The organism is Pseudomonas beijingensis (assembly GCF_030687295.1).
Classification (GTDB): Bacteria; Pseudomonadota; Gammaproteobacteria; order Pseudomonadales; family Pseudomonadaceae; genus Aquipseudomonas; species Aquipseudomonas beijingensis.
Genome location: NZ_CP117425.1, coordinates 4,644,013 through 4,662,747 on the forward strand (window position 1 = coordinate 4,644,013; position 18,735 = coordinate 4,662,747).

At 61.5% G+C, this 18,735-nt stretch carries 11 protein-coding genes and 2 pseudogenes; 6 read left to right on the plus strand and 7 right to left on the minus strand.

Annotated elements, in window-relative coordinates; translation table 11 throughout:
- Positions 1 to 20: 20 nt before the first annotated feature.
- Positions 21 to 491, minus strand: a complete 471-nt coding sequence (locus tag PSH84_RS20705) for a DUF1289 domain-containing protein (RefSeq protein ID WP_060741956.1) — start codon at positions 489 to 491, stop codon at positions 21 to 23.
- Between the two features lie 406 nt (positions 492 to 897).
- Between PSH84_RS20705 and acnB the strand changes: the two genes are divergently transcribed.
- Positions 898 to 3,507 (plus strand): bifunctional aconitate hydratase 2/2-methylisocitrate dehydratase, encoded by a 2,610-nt coding sequence (gene acnB / locus PSH84_RS20710; RefSeq protein ID WP_305471219.1) that lies wholly within the window; start codon positions 898 to 900, stop codon positions 3,505 to 3,507.
- Positions 3,508 to 3,754: 247 nt separating this feature from the next.
- Here acnB and PSH84_RS20715 read toward each other — a convergent pair.
- Positions 3,755 to 5,033, minus strand: a pseudogene (locus tag PSH84_RS20715) (aromatic amino acid transport family protein).
- A gap of 731 nt (positions 5,034 to 5,764) precedes the next feature.
- On the opposite strand from PSH84_RS20715, the gene PSH84_RS20720 reads away from it, so the two are divergent.
- Positions 5,765 to 6,787: an IS110 family RNA-guided transposase gene (locus PSH84_RS20720; RefSeq protein WP_305470327.1), complete on the plus strand. Its 1,023-nt coding sequence runs from the start codon at positions 5,765 to 5,767 to the stop codon at positions 6,785 to 6,787.
- Positions 6,788 to 7,217: 430 nt separating this feature from the next.
- The gene (locus PSH84_RS20725) at positions 7,218 to 8,171 is read left to right on the plus strand and encodes a 2-hydroxyacid dehydrogenase (RefSeq protein WP_122565653.1); all 954 of its coding nucleotides are present in this window, start codon (positions 7,218 to 7,220) and stop codon (positions 8,169 to 8,171) included.
- On the opposite strand, the gene tssA is transcribed toward PSH84_RS20725, so the two are convergent.
- The 5 genes and pseudogenes from tssA to PSH84_RS20750 all read right to left on the minus strand — a co-directional run bounded on the left by tssA (position 8,168) and on the right by PSH84_RS20750 (position 15,698).
- Positions 8,168 to 9,250, minus strand: a complete 1,083-nt coding sequence (tssA, locus tag PSH84_RS20730) for a type VI secretion system protein TssA (RefSeq protein ID WP_305481708.1) — start codon at positions 9,248 to 9,250, stop codon at positions 8,168 to 8,170. The two genes, PSH84_RS20725 and tssA, sit on opposite strands and share 4 nt — an antisense overlap.
- On the minus strand, positions 9,247 to 13,071 hold the full coding sequence (locus PSH84_RS20735) for a type VI secretion system protein (protein ID WP_305467285.1): 3,825 nt from the start codon (positions 13,069 to 13,071) through the stop codon (positions 9,247 to 9,249). The genes tssA and PSH84_RS20735 overlap by 4 nt, the downstream gene beginning before the upstream one ends.
- Positions 13,068 to 13,829 (minus strand): DotU family type IV/VI secretion system protein, encoded by a 762-nt coding sequence (locus tag PSH84_RS20740; protein ID WP_305481709.1) that lies wholly within the window; start codon positions 13,827 to 13,829, stop codon positions 13,068 to 13,070. Before PSH84_RS20740 ends, PSH84_RS20735 begins: the two co-directional genes overlap by 4 nt.
- A gap of 18 nt (positions 13,830 to 13,847) precedes the next feature.
- Positions 13,848 to 15,181, minus strand: a pseudogene (gene tssK, locus PSH84_RS20745) (type VI secretion system baseplate subunit TssK).
- Positions 15,182 to 15,233: 52 nt separating this feature from the next.
- Positions 15,234 to 15,698 carry a type VI secretion protein gene (locus PSH84_RS20750; RefSeq protein ID WP_122565658.1) on the minus strand — a complete coding sequence of 155 codons (465 nt, stop codon included), beginning with the start codon at positions 15,696 to 15,698 and terminating at the stop codon, positions 15,234 to 15,236.
- 223 nt (positions 15,699 to 15,921) lie between these two features.
- Here PSH84_RS20750 and tssB point away from each other — a divergent pair, with 223 nt between their 5' ends.
- The 3 genes from tssB to PSH84_RS20765 all read left to right on the plus strand — a co-directional run bounded on the left by tssB (position 15,922) and on the right by PSH84_RS20765 (position 18,723).
- Complete coding sequence (gene tssB, locus PSH84_RS20755; RefSeq protein ID WP_122565660.1) at positions 15,922 to 16,482, plus strand: type VI secretion system contractile sheath small subunit; 561 nt, start codon at positions 15,922 to 15,924, stop codon at positions 16,480 to 16,482.
- 32 nt (positions 16,483 to 16,514) lie between these two features.
- A complete protein-coding gene (gene tssC, locus PSH84_RS20760) occupies positions 16,515 to 17,996 on the plus strand; it encodes a type VI secretion system contractile sheath large subunit (protein WP_030142660.1) in 1,482 nt (493 codons plus the stop codon).
- A 229-nt stretch (positions 17,997 to 18,225) separates the two neighbouring features.
- Complete coding sequence (locus tag PSH84_RS20765; RefSeq protein ID WP_046063980.1) at positions 18,226 to 18,723, plus strand: Hcp family type VI secretion system effector; 498 nt, start codon at positions 18,226 to 18,228, stop codon at positions 18,721 to 18,723.
- Positions 18,724 to 18,735: the final 12 nt, after the last annotated feature.

The following is an 18,735-nucleotide window of genomic DNA, read 5'->3' on the forward strand; positions in this document are numbered from 1 at the left end:
TCCCCTCGCCACAAAAGCTGTCAGCCGCCGATCGCATCCTTCAGGAACCCGGGCGCGATGTAGCGCTGGTAATGGGCTTCGGACAGGAGGAAAAACTCCCGATCAATGGCATCGCGCAGGTCTGGCAGGTCCCAATCGCGAAACTCCGGCATCAACACCATGCCATAGGCCTCCAGGTTGTTGATCACCCGCGCGCCTCGGGCAATCAACTGGTAGGCCCAGCAGTATTCCGACTGGTGCGGCACAAAACGGATCTTGCGCGATTCCAGTTGCTGGCGCAGCAACCCAGGGTCGAAAACCTCCAACTTGGCCACCATCACCTGCACCAACAACTGCTCGAGCCGCATCCACACCGCGCGTTTTTCGTCCTCGTTGTAGCCGTTCCAGTGAATCACTTCATGATGGAACCGCTTGCAGCCGCGACACACCAGGTCACCGTAGACAGTGGAGCAAAGGCCGACGCAGGGGGTCTTGATGAGCTGGTTGGGCATAAGAAAAAGCACACGCAAAAGCAGGACAGACCGGCATGTTAGCCCTTTGTCTAAGATTGATCACCCCTCAAACTTGAGCGCCCAACTTACCTTTAATTTTTTTTTCCCGTAGAATCAGCCAGCCTTTTAAGGCGCCAATGTCCGTTAGAAGCTGTTTTCAAAGCGTCACGAGCACAGTCGTTCCTTCAGAGCGGTGTTGGCGAAGGGTCTTTCCAGCGGGGAAAGCCCAACGCCAACCCTCATCAGCTCCCGTTCTGCAGGCGTAAAACTTTGAAAGCAGCTTCTGTGAGGAACCCCGGAAACTCTGGCGTAGTGGCTCAAAAAGCCTCAGACGCGCATGAGTACCGTGGGTTTCTGGATGAGCGTCCCGGACACCCATTTGGGACCACTGATGAGGGTAATAACTGTGCTTGAAGCCTACCGCAAACATATCGAAGAGCGTGCAGCCCTGGGTATCGTTCCCCAGCCGCTTAACGCCGAACAAACCGCAGGCCTGATCGAGCTGCTGAAAAATCCTCCGGCTGGCGAAGAAGCTTTCCTCGTTGACCTGATCACCAATCGCGTTCCGCCTGGAGTCGACGAAGCCGCCTACGTCAAGGCCGGTTTCCTGTCCGCCCTGGCCAAGGGCCAGGCCCAATCCCCTCTGCTGGACAAGAAGCGTGCCGTTGAACTGCTCGGCACCATGCAGGGCGGCTACAACATCGTGACCCTGGTGGAGCTGCTGGACGACGCCGAGCTGGCGCCCGTCGCCGCCGAAGAACTCAAGCACACCCTGCTGATGTTCGATGCCTTCCACGACGTGGCTGAGAAAGCCAAGAACGGCAACGTTCACGCCAAGGCCGTGCTGCAATCCTGGGCTGACGGCGAGTGGTTCAAGAAGCGCCCGGTGCTGGCCGACAAGATCAGCCTGCGGGTGTTCAAGGTCACCGGTGAAACCAACACCGACGACCTGTCCCCTGCCCCGGACGCCTGGTCCCGCCCGGACATCCCACTGCACGCCCTGGCCATGCTGAAAATGGCCCGTGACGGCATCGTTCCGGACGAGCAAGGCAAGACCGGCCCGATGAAGCAGATCGAAGAAATGCGCGGCCAAGGCTTCCCGATCGCCTACGTCGGCGACGTGGTCGGTACTGGTTCGTCGCGTAAATCGGCGACCAACTCGGTGCTGTGGTTCTTCGGTGACGACGTTCCTTTCGTTCCGAACAAGCGTGCTGGCGGCTTCTGCTTCGGCAGCAAGATCGCCCCGATTTTCTACAACACCATGGAAGACGCCGGCGCCCTGCCGATCGAATTCGATGTGTCCAACATGCACATGGGCGACGTGATCGACCTGTACCCGCATGCTGGCAAAGTCTGCAAGCACGGTACCGATGAAGTCCTGACCACCTTCGAAATGAAGACCCCGGTCCTGTTGGACGAAGTCCGTGCCGGTGGCCGTATTCCGCTGATCATCGGCCGCGGCCTGACCGAGAAGGCACGTGCCGAACTGGGTCTGCCACCGTTCGATCTGTTCAAGAAGCCTGAAGCACCTGCTGAAAGCACCAAGGGTTTCACCCTGGCGCAGAAGATGGTCGGCAAGGCTTGCGGTCTGGCGGAAGGCCAAGGCGTGCGCCCTGGTACCTACTGCGAACCGAAAATGACCACCGTGGGTTCCCAGGACACCACCGGTCCAATGACCCGTGACGAACTGAAAGACCTGGCATGCCTGGGCTTCTCGGCTGACCTGGTGATGCAGTCCTTCTGCCACACCGCGGCCTATCCAAAGCCGATCGACGTGACCACCCACCACACCCTGCCTGACTTCATCATGACCCGCGGCGGCGTTTCCCTGCGTCCGGGCGACGGCATCATCCACTCGTGGCTGAACCGTATGCTGCTGCCAGACACCGTCGGTACCGGTGGTGACTCCCACACCCGTTTCCCGATGGGCATCTCGTTCCCGGCCGGTTCCGGCCTGGTTGCGTTCGCCGCTGCCACCGGCGTCATGCCGCTGGACATGCCGGAATCGATCCTGGTGCGTTTCAAAGGCAAAATGAAACCTGGCATCACCCTGCGTGACCTGGTTCATGCCATTCCGTACTTCGCCATCCAGAACGGTCTGCTGACCGTCGAGAAGAAAGGCAAGAAAAACGCCTTCTCCGGCCGCATCCTGGAAATCGAAGGCCTGGAAGGCTTGACCCTGGAACAGGCTTTCGAATTGTCCGACGCCTCGGCCGAACGTTCGGCTGCCGGTTGCACCATCAAGCTGTCGAAAGAGTCGATCACCGAATACCTGCAATCGAACATCACCCTGCTGCGCTGGATGATCGGCGAAGGCTACGGTGATGCACGTACCCTGGAACGCCGCGCCCAAGCGATGGAAGCCTGGATCGCCAACCCGCAACTGATGGAAGCCGATGCCGACGCCGAATACGCCGAAGTCATCGAAATCGACCTGGCCGACATCAACGAGCCTGTGCTCTGCGCGCCGAACGATCCGGACGACGCCCGTCTGCTGTCCAGCGTTGCCGGCGAGAAGATCGACGAAGTGTTCATCGGTTCGTGCATGACCAACATCGGTCACTTCCGCGCTGCCGGTAAACTGCTGGAGCAGGTCAAGGGTCAGCTGCCAACCCGTCTGTGGCTGTCGCCGCCGACCAAGATGGACGCTCACCAGCTCACCGAAGAAGGCTACTACGGCATCTACGGCAAGGCCGGTGCACGCATGGAAATGCCAGGCTGCTCGCTGTGCATGGGTAACCAGGCACGCGTCGAGCCGAACTCCACCGTGGTGTCGACCTCGACCCGTAACTTCCCGAACCGTCTGGGTGACGGCGCGAACGTCTACCTGGCTTCGGCCGAACTGGCGTCCGTGGCTTCGATCCTGGGTCGCCTGCCGACCGTCGAGGAGTACATGGAATACGCCGGCAAGATCGACAGCATGGCAGCGGACGTGTATCGCTACCTGAGCTTCGACCAGATCGCCGAGTTCCGTGAAGCGGCTGCAAATGCCAACATCCCGGTCGTTCAAGCCTAAAGCTTAAAACGCCTGACTGAAAACGCCGCCCTTCTTGCGAGGGGCGGCGTTTTTTTATGCCTGTCTATTTCGAGGCGTGCTGAGCCAGCGCTATCGCGAGCAAGCTCGCTCCCACAGGGAATTGAGCATGGATACAAGTTTTGTGAACACCCAAAAAAAACCTGTGGGAGCGAGCTTGCTCGCGATGGCGGTGGCAAAGCCGACATCCATGCCGGCTGAACCGTTCTTCCAAAAGGGGCCTGTGTTGTCAGGCCATCAAGGAGTAGACCAACGCTGTAATCGCCACCAACCCCACCAACACAACAAAGACATTCGACGCCTGGCCGCAATAACGGGCCATGGCCGGGACTTTGCGGATGGCATACATCGGCATCAGGAACAAGATAGCGGCGATAACCGGCCCGCCCAGAGTTTCAATCATGCCCAGAATGCTCGGGTTGAGGGTGGCGACGATCCAGCACACCACCAGCATGAACGCCGCGGTGAGGCGATCGAGGGTCTTGGGCGCCGGACGACGGCCGCTCTTGACGATCAGGCCCTTGAGGCCTTCGCTGGCACCGATGTAGTGCCCGAGGAAGGACTTGGAGATCGCCACGAACGCAATCAACGGCGCCGCAAAAGCGATGGTCGGGTTGCTGAAGTGATTGGCCAGGTACGACAGGATCGACAGGTTCTGCGCCTTGGCCTCGGCCAGTTGCGCCGGGGTCAGGGTCAGCACGCAGCTGAACACGAAGAACAGCACCATCACCACCATCAACACATGGGCGCGCGACAGGATCTGCGAACTGCGCTCCTCGGCGTTATCGCCATAGCGACGTTTCTGATCCACCGCAAACGCCGAGATGATCGGCGAGTGGTTGAACGAGAACACCATCACCGGGATCGCCAGCCACAAGGTATGCAACAACGCCGAAGGTGCAGGCGGCGTCGACGCCGTGCTCAGGATGCCACCGCTCCAGTGGGGAATCAGGAACACCGCCAGGAACAGCAGTGCAACGATGAACGGGTAGACCATCAGGCTCATGGCCTTGACGATCGCCTGCTCACCGCAGCGGACCACCGCCAGCAGGCCCAGGATCAACACCAAGGACAACACCGCCCGAGGGGGTGGTTGGATATGCAACTGATGCTCCAGGAAACTGCCCACCGTGTTGGTCAGTGCCACGCTGTAGATCAGCAGGATCGGGAAAATGGCAAAGAAGTACAAAAGCGTGATCAGCGCACCGGCCTTGAGGCCGAAATGTTCTTCCACCACCTCGGTGATGTCCGCGCCGTCGCGACCGGACAACACGAAGCGGGTCAAGCCACGGTGCGCATAGAACGTCATGGGGAACGCCAGCAACGCCAGGATCAGCAACGGCCAAAAACCGCCCAGGCCCGCGTTGATGGGTAAGAACAGAGTGCCCGATGGCGGTGGTGCCAAACAGACCCAGCATCCAGGTGGTGTCGTGGCGACTCCATTGACTGAGGGTGGCTGGGACTGTCGTTTCAAAGCGCTCTTCGACGCTATTGGCCTGATCATTCATCCGGTCGGATCTCCGCTTTCCGGTCACATGCACCCGGCCAGGACGAGTCGGAAAACCCCGACAGGCAGCGCCCTGGCCGAAACAGGGGCGCGATTGTCCGGGATTCACGAGCAGAAGCAAAGACTTAGCTGAGGAGTGGTTATGCGGATCAGATCACTGCCATGAGAATTGTCCTGTATTACCCTGCATTCCCTGTTGGAACGAAGTACAACCGCCAGAGACAGGTCGGCTGTCAGGCCGCCATCGCGAGCAAGCTCGCTCCCACAGTTGGATCGGAGTACGACTGGAGAACCAGGTCGGCTGTCAGGCCGCCTTCGCGAGCAGGCTCGCTCCCACAGTTGGATCGGAGTACGACCGGAGAACCAGGTCGGCTGCCAGGCCGTCTTCGCGAGCAGACTCGCTCCCACAGGGGGAATGCGGTCTCACCAAGAGCCAGGTCGGCTATCAGGCCGCCTCGCGGTGGACGTTGATCTCGGCGCCCCGTTAACCACGCTGGCCGAACGCAGGCATTGCGCAGTGGGCATCCCGGCATGGATGCCGGGATAGCCGCGCTGGGCCATGGATGGCCCTTCGCGGCGGGCCCACGGAGCAATGCCGGAGTGAGGGCACACCGAGCCTAAGCGAGGTGCCAAGTGGTGGGGCAGAAAGCGTTAATGAGATGGTCAGCCCGTGTGGGAGTCCCGGTAAATCTAAACTGACCGGGGCTCTCACTTACCTGAAGGAGACCTCTCATGGAACCCTTGAAGCTAATCGGCCTGGATATCGGGAAACACACCTTCCATCTCGTAGGGCACGACGCCAAAGGCAAGGAAGTCCTACGCAAAAAATTCAATCGTAAGCGGCTACTTGAGTTCGCTGCAAAGCTCGAACCCTGCACCATAGTGATGGAGTCATGCGGCGGTTCACACTGGCTCGCAAGGAAGCTCAGATCCTTCGGCCATCAAGTGAAATTGATTGCCCCGCAGCATGTGAAACCCTACGTCAGAGGCAATAAAAACGACTACATCGACGCTGAGGCCATCTGCGAAGCTGCCTCCCGTCCCAGGACACACTACGTTGCCATCAAGACTGTTGAGCAACAGCTTCTATCGACGCAACATCGTCTTCGCGAAGCCTTAATCGTCCAGAGGACTCAAACAATCAATCGCATTCACGGGTTCTTGCTTGAGTTCGGAATTGAGTTACCTGCGACAAAAGCTGCGATGAATCAGATTCATCAAATTTTGGACGACCCGGCCGCAGACTTGCCGCAACAGTTGAAGGACTTCATTGAGCATTTGGCAGAAGAGACCAAACGGCTCACCGACGAAATCAAGGCGGTTGATCGTACGATTAAAGAGCAGGTGGGTGCTGATGACGCGGGAACCCGGCTGATGAGCATCCCCGGCATCGGCCCAATCATCGCTAGTGCGCTGCTGGCCGACATCGGGGACGCTTCCAATTTTCGCTCAGCGCGAGACTTCGCCGCTTCATTGGGCCTGGTGCCGAGGCAGTATTCAACGGGTGATCAAACAGTCCTTTTGAACATCAGTAAGCGAGGTGATAAATACCTTCGAAAGCTGATGGTTCAAGGCTCTCGGGCGGTCCTGGTGCGCATCGACAAGCGCAATGATGCTCTGGGAAGTTGGTGCAGGGACTTGCTGACACGAAAACATCCAAACAAGGTCGCCTGCGCCCTAGCCAATAAGTTGGCAAGAATCGTGTGGGCCGTTTTAGTTCACGGAGGAAGCTACAACACCCAGTCCAGGGCTTGACCGAAACCCACACTACCGGCTTTTGCGACGACAGCGATGATGACGATAAACAGCTCAAATCCTGCCTGAGAACCTGGTAAGCAAAACAGCTTTCGAAGCTGAAGCGTTTTTCAAGGACAGGCAGGAGCGACTACTCATCAAGGGCCAGGCGGCAAATTGCCGACTAGGAGCCCGGATACATTAGTGCAAGCATGCTTTACCGCTCATCGCCCGTGGTTGCAGGAGATGGGCTGACCATACATTTGCTTACTTTTGCGCTTTTCAAAAGTGAGCCGCCGTCAGGGCGGAACCCTAAGTAGCCGTGACCGCAGCAATGGATATGTACCCGTCAACAAAATCCGAAATGCACATAAAAACCCAGAGCCCCCTGCCCCCGACTCCTACAATCAGGTTGAATACCGCAATCGTCCAGCGCCCACAGGAGCCCAGCATGACCGCAACCGTTCTGGTACTGGTTGAAACCGTCAATGAATACCTGCCGATTCTTGAGCGGCAGGGTTACCACCTGGAATTGGCACCCACGCCAGCCGAACGCAAGACAGCGATTTTCGAACACGGTGAACGCTTCAGCGCGGTACTGACCCGTGGCCCCCTGGGTTTGACGGCGGAAGAAATCGCCGCCCTGCCCAACCTGCAGATCATCTGCGTGATCGGCGCCGGCTACGAGCAGGTGGACCTGCAGGCCGCGCGCCAGCGGGGCATCGTGGTGACCAATGGCGCCGGGGTCAACGCGTCGTCGGTTGCCGACCATGCCATGGCGTTGTTGCTGGCGCTGGTGCGCGACATACCCCATTGCGATGCCGCCCTGCGACGGGGCGAATGGCCGAGGAGTGCGCGCCCATCCCTGGCCGGTAAGCGGCTAGGCGTGTTGGGCCTTGGCGCGGTGGGCATGGCGATCGCCAAACGGGCAGCCCTTGGCTTTGACATGAGTGTCAGCTATCACAATCGCCGGGTACGCAATGACGTGCCCTACACCTTCTGCGCCACGCCCACGGAACTGGCGCGGGTCTCGGACTTCCTGGTCGTCGCCACGCCAGGCGGCCTGGATACCCGGCAGTTGATCAACAAGCAGACCCTCGATGCACTCGGCCCAAAGGGGTTTCTGGTGAACGTCGCCAGGGCTAGCGTGGTTGCCACCGCCGATCTGATCAGCGCCCTGGAGCACCGGCGAATTGCCGGAGCGGCCCTGGATGTGTTCGATCACGAGCCCGAGGTGCCGCAGGCGCTGAAAAACCTGCCCAACGTCGTGCTCACACCCCACGTGGCCGGGCTGTCGCCGGAAGCGACCCGCGCAATGGTAGAGCTGGTGGGCCAGAACCTGACCGCGTTCTTTTCCGGCAAACCGGTGCTAACGCCTGTGCCGTGGCCCGATGAGGAGCGTTAGAGAACGCCCAATAACGTCCACAACCGCCGGGATTCGGCATCGGCACTGATCAGTTCCCCCAGCAGTTCGCTCAGCGGCTTGTTGCCCCACTCCACGCCGCGCCGGATCAGGTAGGGCACCGGGCTGTGGGGCTCGGTACGAGCCAGGTAACCGGCGATTACCAATAGCTGTCGGTAGGCCTCTTCACGATTGGCCGGCTCCTGGAAGACCTGGGCAGGTGCCGCCTGCGGCTCGGACGTCGGCGTCGTAGCCGCCGGGGACGTTTGCACCGGCACGGCGGTGGGTTGCTGTGGGTGCATCGCGATGAACTCCTCCACCAGTGTCAACAACGCCTGCATCACGTCCTGCAGGGATTTGTAACCCGGCGCCAGGTTGCCCAGGTAAGCGTCGCTCCAGGCTTCGAGCCGTTGCAGGTGCTGCAGGCTCAACATCAGGCTGCCCTGGCGATGCAACCAGAACGACAAGGGTGTGCTGCGAATCAGTTCGCTGAGTTTCTTTTGCTCGTTGCGCGCCGCTTCCGCCGAGGCCTTGGCGTTCTTGCTGTCGTTGACCAACACTTGCTGACGTTGCAAGCGTTGCCAGTCGTCCAGGCAGAAACTGGTAAACGCCGGGTCCCGGCCATCGAGCAACGGCACCCGCGTCAGCAACACTTCGCTGTAGCGACGGGCCAGCCACTCCAACGGGGTCACCCGCCACGACTGGTCGCCTTCATCGGCCTGGGGATGCAACTGCTCCGGATAACGTTCACACAACCCCGCCACCAGCGCCAGGCTGCCCGGCAACCCCTCCAGCCCAGCCCTATGCAACCAGGCTTCCCCCAGCCAGGCACTGATCATCAAGTCCTTGCTGCGCTCCAACAGCAGCGTGGTCGCGAGCCGTTCCAGGTCCGGCCACAGGGCGCGCTTGATCGAAGACTGCCACACACCGGTGGGCAAGCTGGTGTCGTCCTCCCGACGCAATTCGCGCAGTTGGTCGTATTCCGGTTCGTAGCGCAGGTCCTGGCCACAGGGGGATTCGGCGCTGATCGGCTCGAGCAACTGAGTAACCAGCTCCGGTAAAGGCGATATCGGCAAGCTCACAGGCCCTCCTCACGGGTGGCGATGGCGGGGCTCGATGCGGTCGCCATGAAAGGTGAACGGGGTGCCCGCGTCGGCAGCGGCGGGATCGACAACGGCAGCTTGGAGCCCTGGCTCATCAACGACAGGCGCACGAACATCAGTGTCCGCTCCGCCGTGCGGGCCTGGGTCTGGGCAGTGACCGGCAGTTGCAGGGCCAGGGGAAAATCAGTGTAGTCGACATTCGGCTGGCGCTGGGCCGCCCCCAGCGAGCGCATCAGGCGCAGTAATGACCAGGGCCCCTGGTACTGCCAACCGGCCTCCAGGTCGCGCACCACCAGGTTCGGTTGCAAGGGGTCGTTGGCCGGACGCTGGTACCCGTTACGGGCCCAGCGCAAGGTCAGACTCACGGGCTGACCCACCATCCAGCGCAGGTTCTGCTGGCTGCCTCCGGGGTAGCTGATCTGCTGGTTGCCGGCGTTCAGGCCCCAGGCGATCACCTGGTCGGCGCCGCGCTCTTCATCACGATCGGTGCGCCAGCGCACGTCCATCTCCACGCCCAGAATGCCACTCTTGTCACGCACGAACAGCGGCCCGAGCCAGGTGCCGGCCTGTTTCAAACGGTTGAGAAAATCCTCGGCCGCCAACCGCTCCGGCGTTTGGCTCAACGCCAACCCGGCCTGGGCCAGAGGCAGGCGCGTGTCGATCAGCTCCAGCAGGTGCTGGACCCGCGCCGGGTCGGCATCGCTGGCTCGCGCATCCTGGGCAAACGGAAAACGCCCGGCCAGGTACTGATTGAAATAGTTGGCCAGGTCATTCCAGGCGGTCGCCGCCTGGTTCTGTTGCAGGTACAGGCAGCGTTGCAGGGCACCCTGCTGCAAGGCGATCGTGCGCTGGGCCAGGTCACCGCGCCCGCTGGGCAGGCTGGAGGTCTGCAAGATCTGCGCGCAGGAGGTGGTGTCCATGGCGATAAAATCCCGGCTCACCAATTGCTCCAACTGGGCCGCCGAACTGGCAGGGTTCTGGTTCTTGTACTTGAGCAACTCATCGTTGAGGGCCATGAAGCGCGCCACCTGATCGTGCTCCAGGGCCGACAGGTTGTCCTGCTGGACGATCAGCCATTCCAGGGCAGGCATTCGTTGCTCGGCGACCTGCAGCATCACGCCGAATTGCTGGCTCAGGCTCAGCTTCAAGTCTTGTGGATCGCTGGCACCGTAGAGCTGCAAGCCGAAGTTTTTCGAACCATCCCAGCGCTGGATATCGGCCCGCTGGCTGAACAGCGGCTGGGCATCGATTTCGTCCAGGCCACTCTTGATCTGCGCCAATGCCCGGCGATTGAGCAGACGCTGGAAACGGATCGCCAGGTCGCCGCGGTGCACATCCATGAAGGCTTTTTGCAACGCCACGGCCTGGGCCGTTTGCACGTTGAAGCCCATGCCGGGCAACGACTCCTCGCTTTCATCCAGGCTCAACCACATGGCCTGTGCGGCGGCACCTTCGGCGGCCTGCATCAGCGCGTCACGGTAATCCGGCGGAATGCGCGGCAGTTCTTCACTGGCATAGCTCTTGTAGCTGGCGAAGTAGTTCAGCGCGACGCTGAAATCATCGCCGCCATTACCCTGGCCCATCGCATCGGGGTTACTGTCCGACGGGGCCTTCTGCAGGGCCAACGCCACGAAGTCGCGCTTGAACAACGCCTGCACCGCACCGTCCAGTGCCGTGACATGATCCTGCAGGACCAGCAGGCCACTGCCCTGTTGCACCAGCAGGTTGTCTCGAGAACCGGTTTGGACGATCCACTGGTCGCGAAAACTCTGCTGCAACTTCGCCGCCTGGCTCTCCAGGTCCTGCTCGATATCCGGCCCCAGCAAAGCGCTGTGACTGACCTTGTCCAGCATCTGGCTGTAGCCGGGTACCAAATCCTGGCCCTTGCCTCGGCCCCAGGCCGAATTGGTCAGGCTGACCAGCGTCTGCAAATCGTCGATCAGCGCCATCAGGTCTTCGAGTTCGCTCAAGGAATTGCCGCTGCCGGCCTCCAGCTGTTGCAGGTGCAGCTTGAGATAACCGGCCTGGCGCACGAAGTTGTCCGCCAGAAAGTAATGGTCCAGCCAGCGCTGCATCAGGCCGGTGAAGTTATCGGCGATCACCGGGCGCGCGGCGTTCAGGTCCAGCCCTTTCAAATCGCTGTTCTGGGCATCGAACAGCACCCGGTTGTAGAAATGGGCGCGGCTCAAGGTGCCGGTGTTGAGGCCCAGGGACAACGCGGTATTGCTCAGTTGCACCAGTTCGTCCAGCGGCGCCTTGGGATCGTTCACCACCTGGCTGAACATCTGGTTATGCTGTTCCAGGCGCACCGCCAGGTCCACCAGTGCCTTGGCCTTCACGTAGCTCTGCCATTGCGCCGGGTCTTCGCTCTCGACGTTGCCCCGCCGCTCGGTGTTACGGATGGACTTGAGCTGTTCCAGGTCGGCGTTCAACAAATCCCGCAACGGCAATATCCAATGATGCCGGGCGGTCAGGCGCAAGCCATTCTCCAGTTGCGTGTCCACGGAAGAGAACCACGAGGTGGGAAAGACCACCGAGACGAAGCGCCAGCGTGGGGCTTTTTCCAGCACGTTCCAGTAGTTCTGCACGTTGTGCCGGGTCGGCTCCAGTTGCGGTTCGTCAGGGTCGACCACCAGGTGGTTCTTATGGGCGCCGAGGATCAACCGCGACAGTCCCTCGGCTTCTTCCACCGAATCGTGCCAGACCCAGACCATGCTCCCCAGCCAGACCAGGCCCACCACCAACGCCGCCGCCGCGGCCAAGCGATGCCCGCGCTGGCGCAAGCGCAACAGCCGTGGCACCGGCTGGGCCAGGCCACGTTCGGCCACCAGCCGCCGCGACCACAACTGCCGGGCGAACACGGTTTGCCGCTGGGCGCTGTCGGCGGCGGTCAAGCCGTCGCCGCTGACGGCCGGCGCCTGGCTGGCGGTGAAATACACCCCGCGAAAACGCGGCGCTTCGCCTTGGGCGTTGCCTTGGAACACCGGTTCCAGCAGGATCTGCAAGGCCCGCCGCAAGCTTTCGAAACGCTCCGGCAAGCCATAAAGATCGGTGCCCAATTGTCCCGACAGCGCACCGATCTCGATGATCGACTGCGACAGTGCCGCGTTGACCTGGTCCAGCGCCTGGTCACTCCACTGCGACTGCCACGCCGCGTCCGGCAAATACGGCGACGACCAGCCCAGCATCGACTCCCGCGCCTCGGCGGGCAGCGCGCTGACCAGTTCCTGGAACCCGGGCAGTTCTTCCATCCCGGTGATCACCACATACACCGGCAGGCTGAGGCCGAAGCGTTGCAGAAGGTCGATGAAGCAGCGCCGGACCTTGAGGCTCAGCTCGGTGGTGTGCTCGATGTCATCAAGGGTACTGAACGGCACGGTCCAGATCACCGCATCCAATGGCCGCTTGCTGCGCAAGCGCAACATCAGCCCGAGCAGGCGCCACCAGTTGCCCCGCTGCCGGTTCATGCCTTCATCGGGCAGGAACAGCGCCTGGGGCACCACCAGCACCGCGCCTTCGGCATCGCAAAACCAACGCCCGAACCAGGCCACCTTGTCGGTCGGTTGCAAGCGCCACTGGGTACACAGTTGGGCACCGTCGGTTTCGTTGCCGAGCATCATCAGCCAGGGCATCTGATAGCGGTCGCGGGTGCCCTGCTCCTGCTCCATGTGACGCACCGCACCATAGAAACTGCGGATGGCCGCCCCGCCCTGGGTCCGTAGCCACCAGATCAGGGCCGCGACCGACAACACCACGACGATGGCGAGCAACACCAGGACGACGATGTTCAAGGTGCTCATGAATCCTGCTCCTGAACCACTGATTCGCCCAGTTGCAGCACCGGTTCGAGCTCCAGGCGAATGTCACGCCAGAACACCTGCCCCAGGCCGGTGAGCAACAACACCATTGCCAGGATCGCCAGCCCCAGGCGCAAGCCGTCCGGCAACGACTGCTGCACCGGCATGCGCACCGGCGGTGCCGCCGCAGCCAACGCCAGACGCTGGCTGACATCGACGTAATCGGGGTCGTGTTGCCAGGCAAAGGTGAATAGCGCCGCGCGCCATTTAGCCTGCTGGAGCTGGCCGGGCTCGCCACGCAGTCGCCCCTGGAACCCCAGGATCAGGCACTGCAAGTAGACATTCGCCAGGTCCCGGGTACCGGGCATCTGCTCGTCCAGCAATTTCTTGATCGCCGCCGGCAAGCGCTCGCCCGCCTGGCGACTGGCATACATGCGTGATTCGAGGGGGTGCTGCTGCCAGGCCAGTTGCCCGGGCCAGGGGCTGAACAGCAGGGTTTCGTCCACCAGCGCCACGAAGGAATAGACCAGCGCCTTGACCTGCTCGGTGGCCGCATCGCCGACGGTGGCGAAGGCTACCCGCCACAGGCGCTGGGCGCTGCGCCCGGAAAACTCCACCACCCGATTGACCAATACTGCGGGGTCGCTGTCCTTGGGCAAGTCTTGCCACTCCTGGGACCACTTCAACCAGGCTTGGCGAAAAGCGCTGCTCAGCGGCGCCTCATGCAGACTCCGAACCGCCCCGCCACTTCCGTCAGGCATACGACTCCCCTTTTGCGATCAGGCACTTTCACTGGCTTGCGCCACGAACAACACCACTTGCCACGGGCTGCTGGCCTGGGCCGATGCCGGCGCCACGATGTGCAGAGGCAACTGCCCGTCGAACCATTGCCCGCTGGCAGCCACCACGAACAAACGGGTGTCGTCGCCGACGCTGTAGGCCACCTGTTCGTTGCGGCTCATGGCCTGATGGGGCAAACCGCTCATGCGTTGCCGGCTCAGCAGCGGTACGTGCCGCGCCGACGCGATGATCGCCCCGCGCAACCAGTCGGCCGCCGCTTGCTCGCTGGCACCGTTGGGCATGCGCAGACCGATCACCAGGCGTTGATCCGGCTGATCGTCCGGCAACTGGATCGAGAAGACCTGTTCGTTGCGCTCGAAGGCCAGGCTGCGATAGCCGGCGCGAACCAGTTCCAGGGTGGTTTCCAGCCAGTCCAGCAACGGCTCGTAGCCCCGCTGCAACTCAAGGAAATCCAGCGGTGCGAAGGCCGGGACGCCCGCCAACGGATCGAGGGCCGACCAGCTCCCGGCCAGCCCCAGCAGCAAACCGTAGAGTGCCTGGGGCGTCGCCACGCGGGTGTTCAGTGCGCCCTCGACTTCCGGCAAGCGGGCCCACAAGGCGGTCAACTGCCGACGGATCTCCATGGCATCGTCCTGGTTGCCGGCCGCCTGGGGCCTGACGCAAGCGACCGGCGAGAAACATGCATTTTTCCCGGGCCCGGGCACACACCCCGGCGACCCGTCGACCGAGGGCCGACTCCGGCAACAGGATTGGCGTCGGTGGCGTGTAGGGCACGCGCCAGAAACCACCGCCCTCCTTGCGGATGCGCAGCAGCGGCAGGCAGATCGAATCGGCTTTGCTCAATTGCGTGCACAGCCTCGGATTGGGTCGCCAGACGGTGATCGACTCGGGAAATTCACCGCTGGTCAGGTCCGGCAACGCCTCGCCGACCACCGATTGCAAACGGCCCTTGAGTGGCAGCAGTTGCCCGGCGCGCCACAGGGGGGCTGACGGCGAGGTAAATGGTCACGGTGGCATCGGCGGTCTTGTCGATGGCCTCGGTGATGTCCAGCTCCAGGGACGGCCCGACGCCCGCCTGCAGGTTGACCGGCAAGCCGTCCGGCAAGGTGCCTTGCAGTTGCAGCAGCCGTACCTGCCCGGCGCTGAGGGCCGACGGGTCGACTTCCAACTGGCTGACGCCCCAGAACCAAGGATTGCAGGCGCCGGCGAAATGCGCGGCCAGGGCCTCGGCACGCAGCCCTTGCAGTTGAAAATGCTGGGGCAGCAATTGCATGCCCTCATGCCAGCACACCGCGTCAGGTAACAGACTCATACGACTCCCTTCGACATCCCAGTGTCGCCGCGCAGGGCGGCCCGCGGTTTACTCAAGGTTGACTGTCGTCGCGCTGGCCATCGTTGACGAGGGTCATCTCGCGACTGTCGAACTTCAGCCAGGCCTTGCGCTGATCGTCCAGCCGAAGCCGGTGCGCTCCGGGAGTGTTATAGCTGGCGAAGACCAAAAGTCCAGCGGCGCGCCGGCCCTCCAATGGGAAGGGTTGGCGGTCGATGAATTGCCCCGGCACCAGCTCCAGCCCCCACACCGCCATGAGTTGACGATAGTCGCGCTGGAACTGTTCGCGCTCGGCAAACCATTGGCTGGCGGTGATGCCTGACAGCTGCTTGAGCAGGTCCGGGTCGTTCACCGCGATGAAATCCACCGCGATCGGCGTGTCGTCATTGGCCCGGGGCGCGACGTCCAGGGTCAGGCTGTCCAGATCGACACTGGGGGCAAAAAGCGAGCAACCGGTGAGCGTCAGGCTCAAAAAAAATCCGGAAAAAAAGACACGCAAAATGAATCTTCCTTTTCTCAGCGGTCAAAAATTGTTTTCGCTTGCATTTTTATAGACCTGTTCTAGCGTCTTGGATAGTTCGACCAGCACGGTCGAATGGACCAGGTTCGTCAAGGGAATGACAGGTTTTCTGCCCTCCATTTGCAACCTGCGGATCAGCAAGGGAATGCGATGAGCGGGCCGCCCGATGCATTGCTTCCTACATGCATCGGAGTCGGCCGCCATGGCAGAAAGTACCCAGCACAAGCTCGACAGAGTCCGCCCTCCCCGCGTCCAGATCACCTATGACGTGGAAATCGGCAACGCCATCGAGAAAAAAGAATTGCCACTAGTCGTCGGCATTCTGGCCGACCTCTCGGGCAAGCCGTTGGATCCGCTGCCCAAGCTCGCCGAGCGGCGCTTCACGGAAATCGATCGGGACAATTTCAATGAGGTGCTCGCCTCCATCTCCCCCCGAGCCACGCTGCAGGTGAACAACACCCTCAGCGGCGACGACAGCAAGCTCAACATCGAGCTCAACTTCCGCCACATCGACGACTTCGACCCGGTCAAGGTCGTCGAGCAGGTCACGCCATTGCGCCGGTTGTTCGAAGCGCGCCAACGCCTGCGGGACTTGCTGACCAAGCTCGACGGCAACGATGACCTGGACAAATTGCTGCGTGACGTGATCGCCAACACCGAAGGTCTGCAGGAGATCAAGTCGGCCCGGCCCCAGGACGCCACGCAAGAGCTGCCGACCGTCGCCGCCAACGATGACCCTGCCCCGGCCGAACCACAGGCCTGATCGCGCGCATCATTCAAGGGAGAGATAACGCCATGCCTGCTTCATCCAGCGCTCAAACCAGCGAGAGCACGACCCAGACCCTGTCCTTGCTGGACAAGATCATCGCCGAAGGCCGCATGGCCCACGACGACAGCCAGCAAGACTACGCCCGCGACATGCTGGCCGAATTCGCTACCCAGGTCCTCGACGAAGGCATGGCCATCGACAAGGACACGGTGGCAATGATCAACGACCGCATCAGCCAGATCGACGAGTTGATCAGCGCCCAGCTCAACGAAGTGCTGCACCACCCCGACCTGCAAAAACTCGAAGCCTCCTGGCGCGGCCTGCACTTGCTGGTGCAGAACACCGAAACCAGCACCCGGCTGAAATTGCGCCTGCTCAACGTCACGCAGAAAGAACTGCAGAACGACCTGGAAAAAGCCGTCGAATTCGACCAAAGCGCGCTGTTCAAGAAGATCTACGAGGAAGAATACGGCACCTTCGGCGGGCACCCGTTCAGCCTGCTGGTGGGCGACTACACCTTTGGCCGGCATCCGCAGGACATCGGCCTGCTGGAAAAACTCTCGAACGTCGCCGCCGCCGCGCACGCCCCGTTCATTGCCGCCGCCAGCCCGCGGTTGTTCGACATGACCAGCTTCACCGAACTGGCGATCCCCCGAGACCTGTCGAAGATTTTCGAGAGCCAGGAACTGATCAAGTGGCGCGCCTTTCGCGAAAGCGAAGACTCGCGCTACGTGTCCCTGGTGTTGCCGCACTTCCTGCTGCGCCTGCCGTACGGTCCGGACACGCTGCCGGTGGAAGGCATCAACTACGTCGAAGACGTCAACGGCACCGACCACAGCAAATACCTGTGGGGCAATGCCGCCTGGACGCTGGCGCAACGGATCACCGAAGCTTTCGCCAAATATGGCTGGTGCGCGGCGATTCGCGGGGCCGAAGGCGGTGGCGCGGTCGAAGGCCTGCCGGCCCACACCTTCCGCACCAGTTCCGGGGACCTGTCGCTCAAATGCCCGACCGAAGTGGCGATCACCGACCGTCGTGAAAAAGAGCTCAACGATCTGGGCTTCATCTCCTTGTGCCACAAGAAAAACAGCGACGTGGCGGTGTTCTTCGGCGGCCAGACCACCAACAAGGCCAAGCTCTACAACACCAACGAGGCCAACGCCAACGCGCGGATCTCGGCGATGTTGCCGTATGTGCTGGCGGCTTCGCGTTTCGCCCATTATCTGAAGGTGATCATGCGCGACAAGGTCGGCAGTTTCATGACCCGCGACAACGTGCAGACCTACCTCAACAACTGGATCGCCGACTATGTGCTGATCAACGACAACGCGCCGCAAGAGATCAAGGCGCAGTACCCATTGCGTGAAGCACGGGTGGACGTGACGGAAGTGGCCGGCAAGCCCGGCGCCTACAAGGCCACGGTGTTCCTGCGGCCGCACTTCCAGCTGGAGGAACTGACTGCCTCGATCCGCCTGGTGGCGACCCTGCCGCCACCAGTGGCGGCCTGATCAATAAAAACCTATGGCGAGAGGGCTTGTTGTGGCGAGGGGATTTATCCCCGTTGGGGCGCGAAGCGGCCCTGAATACCAGCAACCCGGTGTGTCAGGCAAGTTGAGCTGACTGCTTAGGGCTGCTGCGCAGCCCAACGGGGATAAATCCCCTCGCCACAGGTTCGGCGTTCGTCTTTAACGGATCGGTATCGGGTAACAATCCACTCGACTTCAGGAGTTCCACACAATGGATGCAATCATTCTCGACCTCGGCGGCGACATCAAGGGCGACAGCCTGTTGGAAGGGTTCACGGACAAGATCGAGGTCATGTCCTACAGCCATAACGTGGCAATGCAGGTCACCAACGACGTCAGCAACTCGGAACGCACCTCCGGCCGGCCCCACATCGGCGAATTCACCCTGACCAAATTCGTCGACAGCTCCACCCCCACCCTCAATGAGTATTGCTGCGCCGGCAAGCCAATCCCGCAAGCCGTCATCACCATCGGCCGCAACGCCGCCGAAGGCAGCGGCAAACTCATGCCGTTCATCATCTACACCCTGACCAACGTCGTGCTGTCCAACGTCAGTGTCAGCGGCGGCACTGGCGGCAAGCCAGTGGAAACCCTGTCGCTGAACTTCACCAAAATCAAATGGGAGCTCACCGCGCAGAAAGACGACGGTACCAAGGAAGGCACGGCGGGCACGACCTGGGACCTGGCCGCCAACAAAATGACCAAGTAAGGCAGCCGCGCC

Bases quoted from the DNA above. Each gene is read 5' to 3' on its own strand.
- PSH84_RS20705 (WP_060741956.1), bottom strand. From the start codon at position 491: ATGCCCAACCAGCTCATCAAGACCCCCTGCGTCGGCCTTTGCTCCACT.
- PSH84_RS20720 (WP_305470327.1), top strand. From the start codon at position 5,765: ATGGAACCCTTGAAGCTAATCGGCCTGGATATCGGGAAACACACCTTC.
- PSH84_RS20725 (WP_122565653.1), top strand. From the start codon at position 7,218: ATGACCGCAACCGTTCTGGTACTGGTTGAAACCGTCAATGAATACCTG.
- PSH84_RS20735 (WP_305467285.1), bottom strand. From the start codon at position 13,071: ATGAGCACCTTGAACATCGTCGTCCTGGTGTTGCTCGCCATCGTCGTG.
- PSH84_RS20740 (WP_305481709.1), bottom strand. From the start codon at position 13,829: ATGCCTGACGGAAGTGGCGGGGCGGTTCGGAGTCTGCATGAGGCGCCG.
- tssB (WP_122565660.1), top strand. From the start codon at position 15,922: ATGGCAGAAAGTACCCAGCACAAGCTCGACAGAGTCCGCCCTCCCCGC.
- tssC (WP_030142660.1), top strand. From the start codon at position 16,515: ATGCCTGCTTCATCCAGCGCTCAAACCAGCGAGAGCACGACCCAGACC.
- PSH84_RS20765 (WP_046063980.1), top strand. From the start codon at position 18,226: ATGGATGCAATCATTCTCGACCTCGGCGGCGACATCAAGGGCGACAGC.